Here is a 17,578-nt window from a genome sequence, read left to right on the forward strand (position 1 = left end):
CCGGCTGCGGGCCTGCCGCGGGGGCTTGCGGCGGGTCAGTGCCGAGCCCAGTGCGCGGGCCGGCTCACGGCGCAGTACACCGCGGCCCTGGACGCAGAGGGTCTGGTCGACCGTCACGCGGGCCACATGCATCTCCGGCCGGTCGTCTCGCAGAACCACCGGTCATCCAGCGCATCCTCATACGCCTCGGGCCGGCCACCTCCACGGCGATCGCAACGTCCTCGGGCACACGGCTCGCCGAGGGTGCTGATTGCTGGAATTCCTGAGGGGAAGGCTCATTCTCCTCGCCCTCGCCCGTGTCCTCGTCAGGCTGCCACGGCAGCCAGGTAAAGGGATCGTCGGTGGCGAGCGGTCCGGACAGGTCGCGTCCGGACGTGATGCGGCGTGAGGTAGTGACGATTGCCTGCGGCATCGCCAAGGCATCGTTGTTTTTCTGCGCGACCTGCTCGGATCTCTTGAACAAAGGCGATTCACCGCCGATTCCTGTATCCCATCGAGGCTCCGAACGAAGGTATGCGCCACGCATTTCAGGGGACTGACTTCGCGCCACCTCACCATGCCGGATTCGGCTCGATGCATCATTTAGCAGTGATGAACAGGTTAAGGCAGCCTCTAGGTCGAGACAAGCGACAGCTGCAGGAGAGAAATGATTGACCAGAATCGGCCGAGTTCCAATGACCGCTGCCGGGCATCTTTCCGTTCATTGCCCGCACGTTGAAGACGCAGGGTATTCGCGGGTTTGTGGTGCTGTCTCTTCGGACGGTCACGCCTCCCTGGGGTGCCGGGGTGCCCGTATGGGGTGATGTGGCGGACCGGTTCAGGTCCGTTTCGGCTTCCTGGCGGGTCACCGACGGCGATATCCACTCCGCCCGGTGTCGGGGGTGCAGCGCAGGAGCCGCGGGCGATGCCCGCACAGTGGACGTCCGTCACCGCTCGTCGGCTCCGACGGTCAACGGGCCACGGTCAACGGGCCACGGCGGCGGGCTACGGCGGCGGGCCTGGCCGGACTCAGCGGGACCGGGAAAGCGTGTCCGCCGTAACGCGGTCGACCGGGAACAGGCTGCAGTTCACGGCCCGCGCCGCCCGGATGGTGACACCCACCTCCAGGGGGACGTCCGGCGGTGGCTCGGTGAAGCGGTACCGCTGAAGCAGCGTCGCCACGGCGAGTTTCATCTGCAGCATGGCGAAGTGGTTGCCGATGCAGGAGCGCGGGCCGCCGCCGAGCGGGAACCACGCGTAGCGCGGCCTGCTGCTCTCCTCCTCCGGGTGGAAGCGGTCGGGGGCGAACCGCTCGGGGTCCGGCCAGTAGGAGGGATGGCGGTGCGTCACCCAGGGCGACACGTACACGTAGGCGCCGGCCGGTATCGCGTACCCGTCGATGACCGTCGACCGCACCGCCCGGCGGATGAGGACCGGTGCCGCCGGATAGAGGCGCATGGCCTCCTTCAGTACCCGCTCCACGGAGGGCAGGGCGTCCAGGTCGGCCGGGGCGGGCCGGCGTCCGCCGAGGACGGAACGCACCTCGTTGCGGACGGAGTCCTGGACGTCCTGGTGCTGCGCCAGCAGGTACATGGTGAACGTGAGTGACGTGGCCGTCGTGTCCGAACCTGCCAGCAGGAAGACCAGCACCTGGTCGCGCAGCTCCTCGTCGGTGAGCGGAGTGTCCTCCGCGCTGCGCGCGTTGATGAGCAGGGTCAGCAGATCGGTCCCCGCCGCGTTGCCCGAGGTTCCGCTGCGCCGACGTTGTTCGATCAGGCGGTCACACAGTGCGTGCAGTTCCCCCTGCGCCGCACGTGCCCGGCGGTTGGCGGGTGTGGGGCAGGACCGGGGCAGGTTCACGGGCATGAGGCCGCGCCGGAGGGTGTACGTGCTGAGGGCGGGCATGCAGCGCCGCACCACCTCCGCCGCCTGCTCGGCATCCGAGCCGAACAGGATGCGGGTGATCATCCTTACGGTGAGTCGGCTCATGTCCTCGTTCAGATCGGGACGCCCGCTGTGATCGGCCTCCCACTCCGCGCACAGGATGTCGGCCTCGTCGCACACGGCCGTGGCGTAGTCCGCCACCCGCTTCTTGGTGAACAGCGGGGAGAGAAGTCGCCGTTGCCTGATGTGGTCGTCGTCGAGGCTGCTGAGCAGGCCGTTCCCGAAGGTCTGCCGCATCTCCTGCGAGAAGCGGTCGTCCTTGCGGAAGTTGGCCGACTGGCCCGCCAGCACCTGCTGGGCGCCGGCGGCAGAGAAGACGAAGTGGATCGTCGTACGCAGCCCGGGTGGCCCGGACACGATCCGCACCACGTCACCGTGCTCCCCGCGGGCCCGCTCGTACATGCCCAACGGGTCTCGCCGCAGGTCCAACAGAGAGCCCAGAAGGGGCAGTCCGCCGACAGTGGGCACCTCGGCCGGGTTCGTCTCCATCCCTGGCATCCCTTTCCGTGATTCGGCGTGGCAGGCGGCGAGCGGCCTGGCCCCGCGGGGCGTCGGCCCGCCGACCTCTCCTTCCATTGCATGCGGACCGCTCGCCGTCCGGCAGGGGTGCCCGGCTCGTAGGTGTCCTCCGCGGCTCACGCTTGTGACCTTGTGTGCCGTGATGCGGTCGGACAGACGGCGACGGTGCCGCACGTGCCCGTCCGCCACGGGGTCGTCGGGGCACCGTTCATGCCGCGAGGCGCTCAGGGGAGCTCTGGTAGGTGGTGTAGTCGCTCAAGCGGCCGAGGGTCGACCGTACCGACGGCCGCCGTGCGTAGGGCAGCAACCGAGCGCGCAGATCCTCGAGTCGGCCGGCGGTGCGCGGGCAGCGGATCCACCCGTAGTGGTCGAGCAGCTGGTCGGTGACGGCGCAGGCCTGGTCCAGCCGTCCCTCCAGCAGATGGATCTCCCCGAGCCTGGCGAGCGTCAGGGCGCGGGCGCGGTGTGCGCGCGGCGGCCGGTGCCGCAGGGACGCGGAGAGCGCCTGAGCGGCCCGGCCGTAGTCGCCGAGGCTCTGGTGCACATGGCCCCGCTGGTAGTGCAGGGCGGCCACGGGATAGCCGCTGAAGGGGGAGGAGGGGTCGTCCTGCCCGCCGTGCAGCGTCATCGCGTCCGAGAGCTCCGAGAGCGACCGGTGTTCCTCCCCCGCCGTCGCGTGCACCACGGCGAGATGACTCATCAGGTACGCCCGGATGGGCGGCGGGGCGTCCTCGGGCGCGGCCGACCACGCCGAGCCGGCGAGCACCGTGTCCCGATGCCCGAGCTGACTCGACAGCGCACTTATCGCCCGCAGGGTCACGGCGTACTGCGTGCGGTCCCCGGCCTCGATCGCCAGCTGCGCGGCCACGTGGAAATACTGCTGGGCCACCCCGCTCTGACGGCAGTCCGCGCACATACGGGCCAGCAGGTGGGTCAGCCGGGACAGCTTTCCGAGGAGCAGCGAGTGGGTCCGCCGGTCGGTTCGGGCAGCGAGGAAGGCGGCACCGTCCGTGGCCAGATAGGTGGCCAGCGCGGTGCGGCCGTGGGCGCCGCCGTAGGTGTCGATGGTCTCCGCGTAGTGCGTGATGGTGTGCGTCAAGGCTGCCAGGTCGCCCGGCCCCAATCGCCAGTCGCCCACGGCGGGACGGGGCTCGGTCTCGGTCCAGGCCGGAGGAGTGCTGCCCAGCCGAAAGGGAAGGGCGCGAAACGTCGCCCGGGTTTCCGAACCCGTGTCGGCCGTGGTCAGCATCGCCAGTGCTTCCCGGCCCCTGCCGCCGGTCGCGCGTAATGCGTCCGCCGGTTCGTCCGGCACCCGCGCCAGTCCGGTCTCCTGGACGCTGACGTGCCGGCCGAGCCGCCGGGTCAGGATCTCGGCCACCAGTACGGGTACCGGGGCAGGAGGGCGGGAGCCGGCCAGCCAGCCGGCCACCGCCTTGCGGTTGTACTGAAGCACCCGCTTGTTCTCCGCGGCGGCGAGATTGACGGCCCGGGCAAGAGCCTCGCCCGACAATCCCGCCTCCCCTATGAGCCGCTTCAGCTGCTGATTCGGATGGCTGCGTGCCACGAAAACTCCTTGAACGTTTTTTGTGACAGAAACGGAAACCCGCCGTGCCGGTGGCTGCCGTCACGCTGTGACTGCCTGCTGATCCCGTCTCACGATCAGAACACCTTTATCGGTTGACCGCGTCGACCGAATGTTTAACGGGTGTTTCTAGCCACTTCCCGTGGGTGACGGCTGCCGCCGGAGCGGTGGCGGACAGAATTTTCGATCACGAGTTCACAACTTCACAAGTGGGCGACCCGTGGGACACCGGCATGTCGGGAATCCCTTGGAATTGTGCAGGAGCGGCTGCTTGACTTCAGGTGTCGGCAGATCAGTGAATTCGGTTCTCGAATTGCGCGCCGTTTCTCGCTCAGGATCGCGCGGTGCGCCTCTCGGACCACCGGCACGGACAAGCTCAGAGAAGAACGCGGCGCCCGCGAGGAACGGGTGCGCCGCCGGCACCGGAGCCGGGCCGAGCGCGCCGTGCGACCGCGCGAGCCGGTCCTGAGCGCGTCGGTGCCCGCGGTCACCGCACGACGCGCCGCCCCCTCGAAGATCGGCCCGGCGAGTCCGCGGGCCTCGCGGCGCACCGCCATGACCTGACCAGTGGGAGTGGAGACGACGTCCATGAACCAGACAGAGGTCCTCAGCGCCCCGGCTGCGGACACCGTCGGGAAGACGCTGGCCGAGTGCAGGGCTGCCACGCTTCCCGCCCTGCGCACCGTGGTGGGGGGCCTGCATCCCCAGCTGGCTCGCATCAGCGCCTATCACCTGGGATGGTGCCGTCCCGACGGCACACCCACCGACGGCCACACGGGCAAGATGCTGCGCGCCGCTCTGGCCGTGCTCGCGGCGCGGGCGTTCGGCGGGAGCACCGCTTGCGCGGTGCCCGGCGCGGTCGCCGCCGAACTGGTGCACAACTTCTCCCTGTTGCACGACGACCTGATGGACGCCGACGAACTACGGCGGGGCCGCCCCACCGCCTGGGTGGTCTTCGGGCGGGGGCCCGCCGTACTGGCGGGAGACGCGCTGCTGGGCCAGGCGCTGCGGGTCGTCACCGAAGTCCGGGGGACCGCAGGGCGGCCGGCGACCGGGGCGATGACGTCGGCGGTGGACGCCATCATCCAGGGACAGGCCGCCGACCTGGAACTGGACGGCGGCCCGGTGGACGCGGTGGACACCGATGGCTATCTGGCCGCGTGCGCCAAGACCAGCGGTCTCCTCGGCGGCTGCCTCGAAGTAGGAGCGGTTCTCGCTCACGCCCCCGCGACGGCGGCCCGCATGCTCCGCTCCGCCGCCTGGGACCTGGGCGTGGCGTGGCAGATCGCCGACGACATCGAGAGTCTGTGGGGTGATCCCGCCGCCAGCGGCAAGGACGCCTACGGCGACCTGCGCAGGGGCAAGAGGACGTACCCCGTCATTGCTGCGCTGCGCTCCGAAACCGCAGCCGGCTCCCGGCTTGCCGCTCGGCTGAGCGCCACCGAGACCCCCGCGGAGGCCGAACTGGCCGCTCTGGCCCGCCTCGTCGAGGAGGCGGGTGGTCGCGCGGCGGCCGAGCGGACCGCCCGCCGCTACCTCGACCAGGCCCTGCACACGCTGAGCCGGGCGGGAGGAGAAGCCGGCCCTGTCGACACCCTGTCCGCCCTGTTCCGCCACGTGCTGGCCCGCCACGAACAGTGGACCACCCGGGTCCCGACCGCCCCCGCCCCGAAGGGAGCAGCCCTGTGAACGCGGCTGAGGCCACAGACGCGAGCACCAGCACCGCCCCCGTCGGTGATGCCGGTCCCGAGGCATGGCTCCGCCACGCCAGGGAGGTGACCGACCCGCTGCTGCGCGAAGCGGTCGGCTCCCTGCACCCGCAGGCACGGATCGTCGTCGGCTACCACCTGGGATGGTGGGACGCACACGGCCGGCCCGTCACCGACGGCTGGGGCAAGGCGGTACGCCCCGCTCTCGCCCTGCTCTCCGCACGGGCCCTCGGCGCCCTTCCCGGAACCGGCGCGCACTGCGCCGCGGCCGTGCAACTCGCCCACGACTCCTCGCTGGTGCACGACGACATCATCGACGGAGACGACACGCGCCGGCACCGGCCCGCCGCCTGGCGTGCCTTCGGCGTCGCCGGCGCACTGCTGGCCGGGGACGCCATGCTCGCCCTGGCGATCTCCCTGGTCCAGCACGACGGCCGGGGCGCATCGGCCACCACGGCGCTGAACGAGGCCGTGCAGCAGTTCATCGGCGGACAGTTCGAGGACATCGGCTTCGAGGAACGGGCCGACGTCTCCCTCGCCGAGTGCACCACCATGGCAACGCGGAAGACCGGTGCGCTCATGGGCGCCGCGTGCCGTCTGGGCGCCCTGGCCGGCGGGGCGGACGAGGGGCAGGCGGCGGAACTGGACGCCTTCGGCCGCTCCCTCGGCCTGGCCTTCCAGCACGTGGACGACCTGCTCGGCATCTGGGGCGACCCCCGCGCGACGGGCAAACCGGCCGGCGCCGACCTCCACGCACGCAAGAAGAGCCTGCCCGTGGTGGCCGCCCTCGGCTCGGACGCTCCCGAGACCGCCGAGCTGGCCGAGCTCTACGCCCGCGACCCCGCCCTGGACGACGCCGACACCCTCCGGCGTGCCGCTTCTCTCGTCGAGCGCGCGGGAGGACGGCAGCGGACCAGCGGCCTCGCGCACCGACACCTGACCGAGGCGCTGGACCATCTCGACGCCATCCGCCTGCCCGCCGACGACACCCGGCCGCTGCGCACGCTCGCCGCGTGGCTGGCCCTCCGAGATCACTGACACGGATGCCCGGATGCCCGGACGCTTCGGCGGACCTCTAGACCGCACCACCACAGCTGGGCACACGCGGACGCGTATCACCGCAGGCCGCTCGGCGGTGCGCCGTGCGTCCCTCCGCCCGACAGGACCGGCCCCGGTCGTCCACCACGGTCCGGTCGACATCCCGACCGTTCTCCCAGTCCCTGCCGCGCCCGCTCGCGGGCCGGCGCCCAGCCCGGCCGACGGCCGGGAAAGGAGAGACATCGTGCACAGCCCGGTCTCCGATCCGGTCCTCGACACCGTCCTGCCCCGCTGGCCCTTCCCTGCCGCACCCACCCGCGAACCCGACGACATCGCCGCCGTCGAGACCGGCGGCGCGGAATGGGCCAGGCGCCTGGGGCTGATCGACTCCGGCGACCCCCGGCATCCGCTGCGCCGCCTGTGCGCGGGTGAGCTGGTCAGCCACGGCTATCCGCGGGCGGACACCGGTATCCGCGTACTGATCACCCAGTGGACGATGTGGTACTTCAACCTCGACGACCACTTCGAGGACGGAGCCGCCGGCGCCGGCGCCGCCGCAGCCGACCGGGCGGCGGCCCCGCTCAGGCGCCTGGTGGACGCCGCCAGGCGCCGCGAGCCGCTGCCCGTCCCCGAGGACGCCCTCCAGCGCGCGCTGGCGGACCTGCTCGAGCGGACCGCGCAGCACATGGCGCCGGTGCAGTTCGGGGAACTCCTCGCGCACCTGGACGACTACTTCACCTCCCTCGTCGTGGAGTCCGACTACCGGGCGCGCGGTGTCCTGCCCGGTGTCGACTCCTACATCGCCCTGCGCCGTGACACCGGACCGGTGCTGCCCTTGCTGGACTTCGTGGAGCAGGCCGAGTCGGTACGGCTGCCGGCGCGCTTCTACGGCACCCCCGAGTACACCGAGATGATCGGCTGCGCGGCCGACATCGCCTCCTGGATCAACGACCTGTGCTCGGTGTCGAAGGAACTGGACCGGCCGGATGCCTACAACCTCGTGGTCCTGCTGCACCGCCTGGAGAACATGTCGCTGCAGGACGCCGCCACCGAGACACTGGACCGCATCGAGCAGCGGGTGAGGTCACTGAAACGGGCGCTCGAGCAGGCCGGTGGCCCCGCCGGAACAGGTGGCCCCTACACCGCCGGCGAGAAGGCGGCACTGGAGACCTGGGCCGACGGACTGCTCAGCTTCCAGAACCACGTCGAGTGGTATCTGCGGCACAGCCGCTACGACCGGGACGAGCTCCGCTCGGAGGTCCCCGCGTGACCGGCGGCCGGCCCGCACCGAACGGTCCGTCCTCCGCGGCATCCCCAAAGGCCGGGCCCCAGCTGCCCGGACGCCCCCACGTCGTCGTGGTCGGCGCGGGCATCGCCGGGCTCACCAGCGCATTCCTCCTGCAGCGGCGCGGCTGCCGGGTCACCGTGCTGGAAAGCTCCGGACCCGAGTACGTCGGCGGCCGGATGGGTTCGGTGCGGCGCGGCGGGTTCTTCGTCGACACCGGTGCCTCCCTGCTGTCGCGGCGCTACCACGCGATGCTGCGGCTCGCGGAGCTGGCCGGCGTCGGCGACCGGCTGCTGCCGTCCTCCGACGTCATCGGACTCATGCGCGAGCGCCGGGTGCACCACGTACGGGTCGGCTCCCTCCCGCGTATGGCGGCCGGGCTGATGCGGTTCGCGCCGTTCCCGTCCGACCTGCCCAAGCTGATGCTGGACCACCTGCGCGTCCGGCGCTCGCTGGACTGGTACGACATGTCCGCGGCGGCCCGCCACGACGGCGAGTCCGTCGCCGGCTACGCGGTCCGCCGCGGGCTGAGGCCGGGCACGGTCGACCACCTGCTGGACCCCCTGTGCATGCTCGCCTCGCTCCAGGACGTCGAACGCACCTCGTCCGTCGCACCGTTCATGCTGCTCAACTCCCTGCTGGGCGGCGGCGGCCTGTTCACCTTCCGTGACGGGGTCGGGGTGCTGCCGCGGCTCCTCGCCGCCCAACTGCCCGTCACCTACCACGCCACGGTGCGCCAGGTCGAGGAGAGCGCCGGCGGGGTCGCGGTCACCTGGCAGGCACAGGACGGCACGGGAGAGCACACCGAGCGGGCCGACGGCTGCGTGCTGGCCGTGCCCGCGTCCCGGGCACCGGATCTCTACGGCCAGATGCAGGCGCCGTTCAGCGAGTTCTTCCGGCGCGTCGAGTACACCGGCAGCGTCCACGTGGCCTTCGGCCTGGACCGGCCCACCGCTGAGCAGGCCGTGATGGTCAACGTCCCGCGGTCCGAGCACCCCGCTCTGGTGGGCGTGATCCTGCCGCACAACACCGCTCCCGGCCGGGTGCCGCAGGGACGGGGGCTGGTGATGGCGCACTTCCGAGGCTCCTGGTCGGGCCGCCACCGTGACCAGTCCGAGGAGCAGCTCGTCGATCACGCGCGGTCGGCTCTGCGGACCGTGGGGCTGACGCCCGAGACCGAGAACCACACCGTCATGACGCACGTCATGCGTCCCGGTCACTGCGTGGTCTTCCGTCGTCCCGGCGACTACCGGGAGATCGCACGCCTCAGCTCGGCATGGCCGGCCACCTCCCGGGTGCGGCTGGTCGGCGGTGACTTCTTCACCCAGTCCAGCACGCATCACAGCATCTGCTCGGCCGTGCGGGCGTCCCGCCAGCTGTGGGAGCGGCTGGAGGCAGCACCCCCGCCGGCCCCGTCCCACCTCCGCGTACCCGTCTCCGCTCGGACGAAAGGAACACAGTGAACGCCACGGGCATCAAGGAACCGATCATCGTTGTGGGGGCCGGCATCGCCGGTATGACCGCGGCCTTCCGCCTCCAGCAGGCCGGGCACCCGGTGCGCGTCCTGGAGGCCGAGGACCGTGCCGGCGGCCGGATGCGCACGGTGGAACGCCGTGGCTACCACATGGACCTGGCCGCGATCCTGCTGATCGAGAACTACACGCAGATGCGCGACCTCGTCCGCGACCTCGGCATCGAGGACACCACCCTGCGGACCAACAACCTCGTCGGGATCCGCCGCGAGGGCCGCGTCCACCGGCTGCGGGCGAACCGGCCCACCGATCTCAAGCGCTCGGGCCTGCTCCCCTGGACCTCGCTGCCCGCCATGGTGCGGCTGCAGTCGGACCTCAACAAGTACGCGAGCCGGTTGCGCTGGGACAGCGACATGGGCGAGGCGGCCGCCCTCGACACCGAGACGGCCGCCGCCTACGCGGAACGCCGGCTCGACACCCGGTTCCGTGACTGGGTCGTGGACCCGATGAGCGCCATGTTCTTCAACTCGCCCCCCGACCTGTCGGTGGTCAACTTCCTGTTCTCGATGCCGGCCGTGAACTCCACCTGGTTCAACTTCCACGACCGGGTGGACACCCTCACGACGACACTCGCCTCCCGGCTGGACGTGGAAACCCGCGCCGAGGTCACCCAGGTGGAGGAGACCTCGGACGGAGTCCGGGTGCACTGGCAGCGGGAGGGCGAACCGGAGCACACCGAGGAGGCCGCCGCCGCGGTGGTAGCCCTGCCGGGGCCGGTCGCCGCGCGGCTGTGCCCTGGACTGGCCCCGACGACACGGGACTACCTGGCGAACGTGCCGTACGTACCGGACATCCACGTGTACTTCGGTGTCGACCGCGTCCCGGACGAGACGGCCACCTGCGTGCTCTTCCCGCAACGTGAGCACCCCGACCTGGGGGTCATCACCTTCAACCACAACTTCGCCCCCGGCCGCGCCCCGCAGGGCCACGCGCTGCTGACCAGCTACTACCGCTATCCGTGGGCGATGCGGCACTGGGAGGCCGACGACGAGGAGATCGAGGCGCGCACCCACGAGGTGCACCGGCAGGCGTGGCCGGAGATGGCCCGGCACATCGAGGACCACCAGGACATGGCGTACGTGCAGCGGTGGAAGAACGCGGTCATCCTGCGCAAGCCCGGTGACTACGCACGGCTGCGTGACTTCAACCGTGGCCTCGACTCCCGCTCGCGCATTCAGCTCGCCGGGGACTACCTCGCCTTCAGCGCGACCAACTCCAGCCTCGTCACGGGCGAACGCGCTGCCGAGCGGGTGAGCGAGGTCGTCACGAGGGGCGCGGTCGCCGCCGGCCGCCCTTAGGGCTCGCCCCGTCGACCGCGGGCGAGTGGGAGAAGCGCGTCGCAGGCCTCGTCCCTGGGCGGCCGAAGCGACAACACCGGCCGTCGCACGGTGTGAGGGACCGCCGCCCCGACCAGTCGCCTGCCGGAAGAAAGGAATGCGGATCATGTCCACGCACTGCACGTCCACGACCGGCGTTCAGCGGGTCGCGACGGGCGAGGCGCACGGCAAGGCCATCCTGCTCGGCGAGCACGCGGTGGTCTACGGCGCCCCGGCACTGGCACTCCCGCTGCCGACGCTGACATGCCGGGCCACCCTGCGCCGTACGCCAGGACCCGGCACCGGTGTCTCCCGCCTGCGACTTCTCGCACCCGGCCCGCACGGCACCCCCCAGGAGGCGGAAGGACCCGAGGAACTCCGGCTGCTCCTCGACGCCTTCGCCGAACGGGCGGGCCTGGCCGCACTCCCTGCGCTGGAGATACGCCTCCACAGCCGCGTCCCGCCGTCCCGCGGCCTGGGATCCAGCGCCGCGAACGCCCGCGCGCTGGTGCGCGCGCTCGACGCCTTCTTCGGGACCGGCCTGGACGAACAGGAGACCTTCGACCTCGTGCAGGTGTCCGAGCGGTCGACGCACGGTCTGGCCAGCGGCATCGACGCGCTGGCCACCGGCCGCGAGCGGCCCGTACTCCTCGACGACGGGCGGCCCCGTACCCCGTCGGTCGGCGCCGGATTCCACGTCGTCGTGGCTGACAGCGGCAGCGGCGGAGGTACCGGGAAAGCCGTCAGGATGCTGCGGGACGCCTTCGCACGGAACCCGGACCACCGGACGCGGTTCGTCCACCGGTCGACCGGGTTCACCCGAGCCGCACTCGACGACCTGGCGGCCGGTCGCCTCCCCGCGCTGGGCCGGCATCTCACCGACTGTCACCGGCTCCTCGCCGACCTCGGTCTGACCACCGGCCGTACCGACGCGCTGGTCCGTGCCGCCCTCGACGCGGGCGCGCTCGGAGCCAAGATGAGCGGCGGCGGACTCGGCGGCTGCATCGTGGCCCTGACCACGACCGTCGAGCACGCCGGGGCGGTGTCCACCGCACTCGCCGACCGTACGGGCGCCCGTACGTGGACCACCGCCATCGAAAAGGGAGAGGGACATGACAGCCCGTGAGACAGCGGTGGCCGTGGCCCATCCCAACATCGCCCTGATCAAGTACTGGGGCAAACGTGACGAACGTCTGGTCCTGCCCTTCACTGACAGTCTGTCGATGACGCTGGACGTGTTCCCCACGACGACCGCGGTCCGGCTCGCCCCGGACGCGGCGACGGATCACGTCGTCATGGACGGCGCGCCCGCCGAAGGCGAGGTACTGCGCCGCGCCACCACCTTCCTGGACCTGGTGCGCGAGCGTGCCGGGCGCCGGGAACCGGCCGTCGTCGACACCCGCAACACGGTGCCGGTGGGAGCCGGACTCGCCTCCTCCGCCGGCGGATTCGCCGCGCTGGCCCTGGCAGCCGCACGCGCCTACGGCCTGCCCGGCGACGCCGAGCAGCTGTCCCGGCTGGCGCGCCGCGGATCCGGATCGGCCGCACGATCCGTCTTCGGCGGCTTCGTCGTCTGGCACGCCGGCGATCCCGACGCACCCGATCCCGACCGTGCCTCCTACGCGGAACCGGTCGCGGACGCCCGCCTGGACGCCGCGCTGGTCGCCGTCGTCCTGGAGGAGGGCCCGAAACCCGTGTCGAGCAGGGAGGCCATGCGGCGCACGGTCGCCACCTCGCCGCTGTACCGAGACTGGGTGTCGGGCAGCCGCGCCGACCTCGCCCGCATGTACACGGCGCTGCACGACGGCGACATGACAGCCGTCGGTACGATCACCGAGCGCAACGCCCTCGCCATGCACACCACCATGGAGGCCGCGCGACCCCCCGTCCGCTACCGCACCACCGCCACGGACGCGGTCCTGGGCCACGTCCGCCGTCTGCGCGCGGAAGGCATCGGCGCCTGGGCGACGATGGACGCCGGGCCCAACGTCAAAGTTCTGTGCGCTCCCGCCGACGCGCGACGGATCGCCGACCGGATGCGAGAGGTCACCGACGCCCGGGTGGTCGTGGCGCACCGCGGCCCCGGTGCCCGGCTCCAGCAGGTGACGGCCTGATGGCGGCCCCGACCACTCGCCGCGCACCCGGAAAGCTCATGGTGGCGGGGGAATACGCGGTCCTCGAACCGGGACGGCCCGCCATCGTCGCCGCGATGGACCGGTACGTCACCGTCACCGCCTCGGCAGCCGCCGAGGAAGCGGACGTCGTGATCGGCTCGGACCTGCTCGAGCACGAGGTGCGGCTCCGCCGCGGCCCACAAGGGCTCGAGGCACTCCCGGGACAGGATCCGGCGCCCGTGCGCGGTGTGCTGGCCCACGTCGTGTCGGCCGTGGAGACGATCGAGCAACTGCGGACCGAACGAGGGCTCGGCCTCGCGCCGGTACGGCTCTCGGTGCGCAGCGACCTGCACCGCGCAGGCGTCAAGACCGGCCTGGGATCCAGCGCGGCGGTCACCGTCGCGTCCATCCGGGCCCTGGCGGACCACTACGGAATGCGGCTGTCCACCGACGACCGCTTCCGGCTCGCGTTGCTGGCCGGCGTCCGGGTCGACGCGAGACCTTCCGGCGCCGATCTCGCGGCCTCGACCTGGCAGGGGTGGGTGTCCTACCGGTCACCCGACCGGCAGGCCCTGTTGAACGACCTGCACCGGCACGGCGTCACCCACACCCTGGAGCGGCCCTGGGCGCACGTCGCCGTCCGGCCGCTGCCGCCTCCCACCGGACTCACCCTGCACGTGGGCTGGAGCGGCAGCCCGGCGTCCACCACCGCCCTCGTCGCCGACCTCGCCACCCGGCCGGAGTGGCACGGCGCTCCCCGTACCCGCTTCCTCGACGACAGCGAGCAGTGTGTGTCGGCCGCCGAGCGGGCTCTGCGGGACGAAGAGACGCAAGCGCTCCTCGACGCCGTGCGCACCGCCCGGAGTCTGCTGACCCGGCTCGACGCGGAGACCTCCCTCGGCATCGTCACCGCACCCCTGCACCGCCTCTGCGAGGTGGCCGAATCCTGCGGCGCCGCCGCCAAGCCCTCCGGCGCGGGCGGCGGCGACTGCGGCATCGCCCTGCTTCCCGCCGGCCGCTCCGCCGAACTGCTGCGACGGCGCTGGACGGCGGCCGGCATCACCCCCCTGCCGCTGCGGGTGACCGCGGACGTCGCCGACGACGCCGGTCGCGAAGCGCGTGCCGTCCCAGGCCGCACGACAGGCACGTCCCCCCTTCCCCACGAGGACACATCCGATGACCGCACACCACCGCAAGGATGACCACGTACGGCTCGCCCACGCCCAGCACACCAGCGAGGGCGAGCCGCCACCCGGCAGGCCACCGAGGCCGAACCAGTTCGACGAGGTGTGCTTCGTCCACCACGCTCTCGCCGGCACCGACCGCGAGAAGGTCTCACTGGCGACCCACTTCGCCGGAGTCGGCTGGCCGGTACCGCTGTACATCAACGCCATGACCGGCGGCAGCCCGCGCACCGGTGAGATCAACCGCGATCTGGCCATCGCCGCCCGCGAGACCGGACTGCCCATCGCCACCGGCTCCATGAGCCCCTTCCTCAAGGACCCCGGCACGGCGTCCACCTTCACCCCCGTGCGTCGCGAACACCCCGACGGCTTCGTCCTGGCCAACCTCAACGCCGAGGCCACCCCCGAGCAGGCCCGCCGGGCCGTCGGCCTGCTGGACGCCGACGCCTTGCAGATACACATCAACCCGGTGCAGGAGACCGTCATGCCCGAGGGCGACCGGTCCTTCGCGCACTGGGCCACCGGTATCGAACGCATCGCTGCCGCCGTCGACGTGCCCGTCGTCGTCAAGGAGGTCGGCTTCGGGCTGAGCGGGCGCACCGTGCGCGAACTGGCTTCGCTCGGAGTGCGTGCCGCCGACGTGGCCGGCAGCGGCGGAACCGACTTCGCCCGCATCGAGAACGGCCGCCGGGACCGGCCCGACTACGCCTATCTGGAGGGCTGGGGCCTGAGCACCCCGGCCGCGCTCCTCGACGCCCGTGACTGTGGCCTGCCGCTGCTCGCCTCCGGAGGCGTACGCAACCCCCTGGACGTCGCCCGGGCACTCGCTCTGGGCGCACGCGCGGTCGGTGCCTCCGGTCCCTTCCTCACCACACTCCTCGACGGTGGTGTGGACGCCCTCGTGCGGCACATCACCACCTGGCTGGACCACCTCACCGCCCTCATGACCCTGCTCGGCGCGCACAGCCCGGACGCCCTCGCCGACTGCGACGTGCTGCTGACCGGATCGCTGCGCACCTTCAGCCTCGACCGCGGCCTGACGACCGCGGAGAAAGGAGTCACCTCATGACCCTCACGGCAGAACCGTCCACCGACCTCACGGCGGCGGGAGTCCCCCTGCGCTGGGTCGGCCCCCTGCGCATCTCCGGCAACGTCACCGTCACCGAGGCCGAGGTGCCCCTGGCCACCTACGAATCGCCGCTGTGGCCGTCCGTCGGCCGTGGCGCGAAGATCTCCCGGCTGGTCGAGGGCGGCATCCGCACCACGCTCGTCGACGAGCGGATGACGCGGTCGGTCCTGGTGGAGGCCGACGACGCGGCCGCCGCGTACGCCGCCGCCCGCGCCGTCCAGGAGGACCTTCCGCGGCTGCGGGAGATCACCCGCGCAAGCAGCCGCTTCGCCCGGCTCCTCGACGTCCGCCATGAGATCACCGGGCCGCTGCTGTTCATCCGCTTCGAGTTCGCCACGGGCGACGCTTCCGGCCACAACATGGCCACCCTCGCCTCCGACGCCCTGCTGGCGCATCTCCTCGCCACCGTCCCGGGCATCCGCTACGGCTCCATCTCCGCGAACTACTGCACCGACAAGAAGGCCACCGCCATCAACGGCATCCTCGGCCGCGGAAAGAACGTAGTCGCCGAGATCCTCGTGCCCCGGCACATCGTGCAGGCGCGCCTGCACACCACCGCCGACCGGATCACCGCCCTCAACATCAACAAGAACCTCGTCGGCACCCTGCTGGCCGGCGGCATCCGCTCGGCCAACGCCCACTACGCCAACATGCTCCTCGCCTTCTACCTGGCCACCGGTCAGGACGCGGCGAACATCGTGGAGGGCTCTCAGGGCGTCACCTACACCCAGGACCGCGACGGGGATCTCTACTTCTCCTGCACCCTTCCCAACCTGATCCTCGGCACGGTCGGCAACGGCAAGGGCCTCGGCTTCGTCGACGCCCACCTCACCCGGCTCGGCTGCCGCGAGGACCGGCCCGCCGGCGAGAACGCGCGACAGCTCGCCGTACTCGCCGCCGCCACCGTCCTGTGCGGCGAACTGTCCCTCCTCGCCGCCCAGACCAACCCCGGCGAACTGATGAAGGCCCACAACCGATTCGAACGCGCCACGGGAGACGCCCATGTCCGCTGAGACCGCCATCGGCATCCACGACCTGTCCTTCCGCACCACCAGCCTCGTCCTGAACCACACCGAACTGGCCCGCTCCAACGGCACCGACGTCGCCAAGTACCACAAGGGACTCGGCCAGCGCGCGATGAGCGTTCCCACCGCCGACGAGGACATCGTCACCATGGCCGCAGCCGCCGCGCTGCCGCTGGTGCAACGGCACGGCCCCGACCGCATCCGCACCGTCGTCCTCGCCACCGAGAGTTCCATCGACCAGTCCAAGGCGGCGGGCGTGTACGTCCACTCCCTGCTGGCCCTGCCGCCGCACGTCCGCGTCGTCGAGGTCAAGCAGGCCTGCTACGGCGCCACCGCCGCACTGCAGTTCGCGGCCGGCCTGGTCCAGCGGGACCCCGATCAGCAGGTCCTCGTCATCGCCAGTGACATCTCCCGCTACGACCTCGACAGCCCCGGCGAGGCCACCCAGGGCGCGGCGGCCGCCGCCATGCTCGTCTCGGCCGACCCCGCCCTGCTCGAACTCACCGGCTCCTCAGGCCTGTTCACCGCGGACGTGATGGACTTCTGGCGCCCCAACTACCGCGCCACCGCACTGGTCAACGGCAAGGAGTCGGTCACGGCCTACCTCGACGCGGTCGAGGGCGCCTGGCGCGACTACCGCGACCGCGGCGGCCTGCCGCTGGAGGAGTTCCGGGCCTTCTGCTACCACCAGCCCTACACACGGCTGGCCTTCAAGGCGCACCGGGCGCTGCTGGAGACGTGCGGAGCACGCACGGACGAGGAGACCCTCCACGCCGCCGTGGCCCCCACCACCGGCTACAACGAGACCGTGGGCAACAGCTACACCGCCTCCGTGTACCTGGCCCTCACCGCCGCCCTGGAGAACTGCCCCGACCTGGAGGGCCGGGCGCTGGGCCTGTTCAGCTACGGCTCCGGCAGCGTCGCCGAGTTCTTCGCCGCCCGGGTGCGCCCCGGCTATCGGTCGCATCTGCGTGCCGACGCGCACCGGGAGGCCGTCGGCGCCCGGCAGGCCATCGACTACGAGACCTACCGCGGGCTGCGCCGGCAGAGTCTGCCCACCGACGGCAGCTGGTACGAACTGCCGCACCAGACCCGCGGCCCGTTCCGGCTGGCGGCCCTCCGCGACCACCAGCGCATCTACGAGGCCGCCTGACGGCAGCGGCTCTCCGGCACTGGCGGCGCGGGCTCCGGCACCGGCACCGGCACCGGCACCGGACGTGCG

At 71.8% G+C, this 17,578-nt stretch carries 13 protein-coding genes; 11 read left to right on the forward strand and 2 right to left on the reverse strand.

What is annotated here, in order from left to right; translation table 11 throughout:
* Positions 1–1,008: 1,008 nt before the first annotated feature.
* Positions 1,009–2,412: a cytochrome P450 gene (locus tag GWK25_RS33345; RefSeq protein WP_215455276.1), complete on the reverse strand. Its 1,404-nt coding sequence runs from the start codon at positions 2,410–2,412 to the stop codon at positions 1,009–1,011.
* Between the two features lie 238 nt (positions 2,413–2,650).
* Positions 2,651–4,006: a tol-pal system YbgF family protein gene (locus GWK25_RS33350; protein ID WP_215455277.1), complete on the reverse strand. Its 1,356-nt coding sequence runs from the start codon at positions 4,004–4,006 to the stop codon at positions 2,651–2,653.
* Between the two features lie 606 nt (positions 4,007–4,612).
* Here GWK25_RS33350 and GWK25_RS33355 point away from each other — a divergent pair.
* From GWK25_RS33355 to GWK25_RS33405, 11 genes are all read left to right on the forward strand, one after another.
* On the forward strand, positions 4,613–5,713 hold the full coding sequence (locus tag GWK25_RS33355) for a polyprenyl synthetase family protein (protein ID WP_215455278.1): 1,101 nt from the start codon (positions 4,613–4,615) through the stop codon (positions 5,711–5,713).
* Positions 5,710–6,771 (forward strand): polyprenyl synthetase family protein, encoded by a 1,062-nt coding sequence (locus tag GWK25_RS33360; protein WP_308404376.1) that lies wholly within the window; start codon positions 5,710–5,712, stop codon positions 6,769–6,771. Before GWK25_RS33355 ends, GWK25_RS33360 begins: the two co-directional genes overlap by 4 nt.
* Before the next feature lie 244 nt (positions 6,772–7,015).
* A complete protein-coding gene (locus GWK25_RS33365) occupies positions 7,016–8,041 on the forward strand; it encodes a terpene synthase family protein (RefSeq protein WP_215455279.1) in 1,026 nt (341 codons plus the stop codon).
* The gene (locus GWK25_RS33370; RefSeq protein ID WP_215455280.1) at positions 8,038–9,519 is read left to right on the forward strand and encodes an FAD-dependent oxidoreductase; all 1,482 of its coding nucleotides are present in this window, start codon (positions 8,038–8,040) and stop codon (positions 9,517–9,519) included. Before GWK25_RS33365 ends, GWK25_RS33370 begins: the two co-directional genes overlap by 4 nt.
* Positions 9,516–10,886, forward strand: a complete 1,371-nt coding sequence (locus tag GWK25_RS33375; protein WP_215455281.1) for an NAD(P)/FAD-dependent oxidoreductase — start codon at positions 9,516–9,518, stop codon at positions 10,884–10,886. Before GWK25_RS33370 ends, GWK25_RS33375 begins: the two co-directional genes overlap by 4 nt.
* A gap of 145 nt (positions 10,887–11,031) precedes the next feature.
* Entirely contained in the window at positions 11,032–12,030 is a 999-nt protein-coding gene (gene mvk / locus GWK25_RS33380) for a mevalonate kinase (protein WP_215455282.1), read from the forward strand.
* Positions 12,017–13,018: a diphosphomevalonate decarboxylase gene (gene mvaD / locus GWK25_RS33385; protein ID WP_215455283.1), complete on the forward strand. Its 1,002-nt coding sequence runs from the start codon at positions 12,017–12,019 to the stop codon at positions 13,016–13,018. Before mvk ends, mvaD begins: the two co-directional genes overlap by 14 nt.
* Positions 13,018–14,220, forward strand: coding sequence for a phosphomevalonate kinase (locus GWK25_RS33390; protein WP_215455284.1), 1,203 nt, complete (start codon positions 13,018–13,020; stop codon positions 14,218–14,220). Before mvaD ends, GWK25_RS33390 begins: the two co-directional genes overlap by 1 nt.
* Positions 14,195–15,271, forward strand: a complete 1,077-nt coding sequence (fni, locus tag GWK25_RS33395; protein WP_215455285.1) for a type 2 isopentenyl-diphosphate Delta-isomerase — start codon at positions 14,195–14,197, stop codon at positions 15,269–15,271. The genes GWK25_RS33390 and fni overlap by 26 nt, the downstream gene beginning before the upstream one ends.
* Positions 15,268–16,344 carry a hydroxymethylglutaryl-CoA reductase gene (locus GWK25_RS33400; RefSeq protein WP_215455286.1) on the forward strand — a complete coding sequence of 359 codons (1,077 nt, stop codon included), beginning with the start codon at positions 15,268–15,270 and terminating at the stop codon, positions 16,342–16,344. The genes fni and GWK25_RS33400 overlap by 4 nt, the downstream gene beginning before the upstream one ends.
* A complete protein-coding gene (locus GWK25_RS33405; RefSeq protein ID WP_215455287.1) occupies positions 16,334–17,509 on the forward strand; it encodes a hydroxymethylglutaryl-CoA synthase in 1,176 nt (391 codons plus the stop codon). The genes GWK25_RS33400 and GWK25_RS33405 overlap by 11 nt, the downstream gene beginning before the upstream one ends.
* Positions 17,510–17,578: the final 69 nt, after the last annotated feature.

The sequence above is a fragment of the Streptomyces sp. ATCC 21386 genome (assembly GCF_018728545.1).
In the GTDB taxonomy this organism is placed as follows: Bacteria; Actinomycetota; Actinomycetes; order Streptomycetales; family Streptomycetaceae; genus Streptomyces.

What these genes read in the sequence shown, in the direction of transcription:
- GWK25_RS33345 (WP_215455276.1), bottom strand. Translation starts at nt 2,412, where the DNA reads ATGGAGACGAACCCGGCCGAGGTGCCCACTGTCGGCGGACTGCCCCTT.
- GWK25_RS33355 (WP_215455278.1), top strand. Translation starts at nt 4,613, where the DNA reads ATGAACCAGACAGAGGTCCTCAGCGCCCCGGCTGCGGACACCGTCGGG.
- mvk (WP_215455282.1), top strand. Translation starts at nt 11,032, where the DNA reads ATGTCCACGCACTGCACGTCCACGACCGGCGTTCAGCGGGTCGCGACG.
- mvaD (WP_215455283.1), top strand. Translation starts at nt 12,017, where the DNA reads ATGACAGCCCGTGAGACAGCGGTGGCCGTGGCCCATCCCAACATCGCC.
- GWK25_RS33390 (WP_215455284.1), top strand. Translation starts at nt 13,018, where the DNA reads ATGGCGGCCCCGACCACTCGCCGCGCACCCGGAAAGCTCATGGTGGCG.
- fni (WP_215455285.1), top strand. Translation starts at nt 14,195, where the DNA reads ATGACCGCACACCACCGCAAGGATGACCACGTACGGCTCGCCCACGCC.
- GWK25_RS33400 (WP_215455286.1), top strand. Translation starts at nt 15,268, where the DNA reads ATGACCCTCACGGCAGAACCGTCCACCGACCTCACGGCGGCGGGAGTC.
- GWK25_RS33405 (WP_215455287.1), top strand. Translation starts at nt 16,334, where the DNA reads ATGTCCGCTGAGACCGCCATCGGCATCCACGACCTGTCCTTCCGCACC.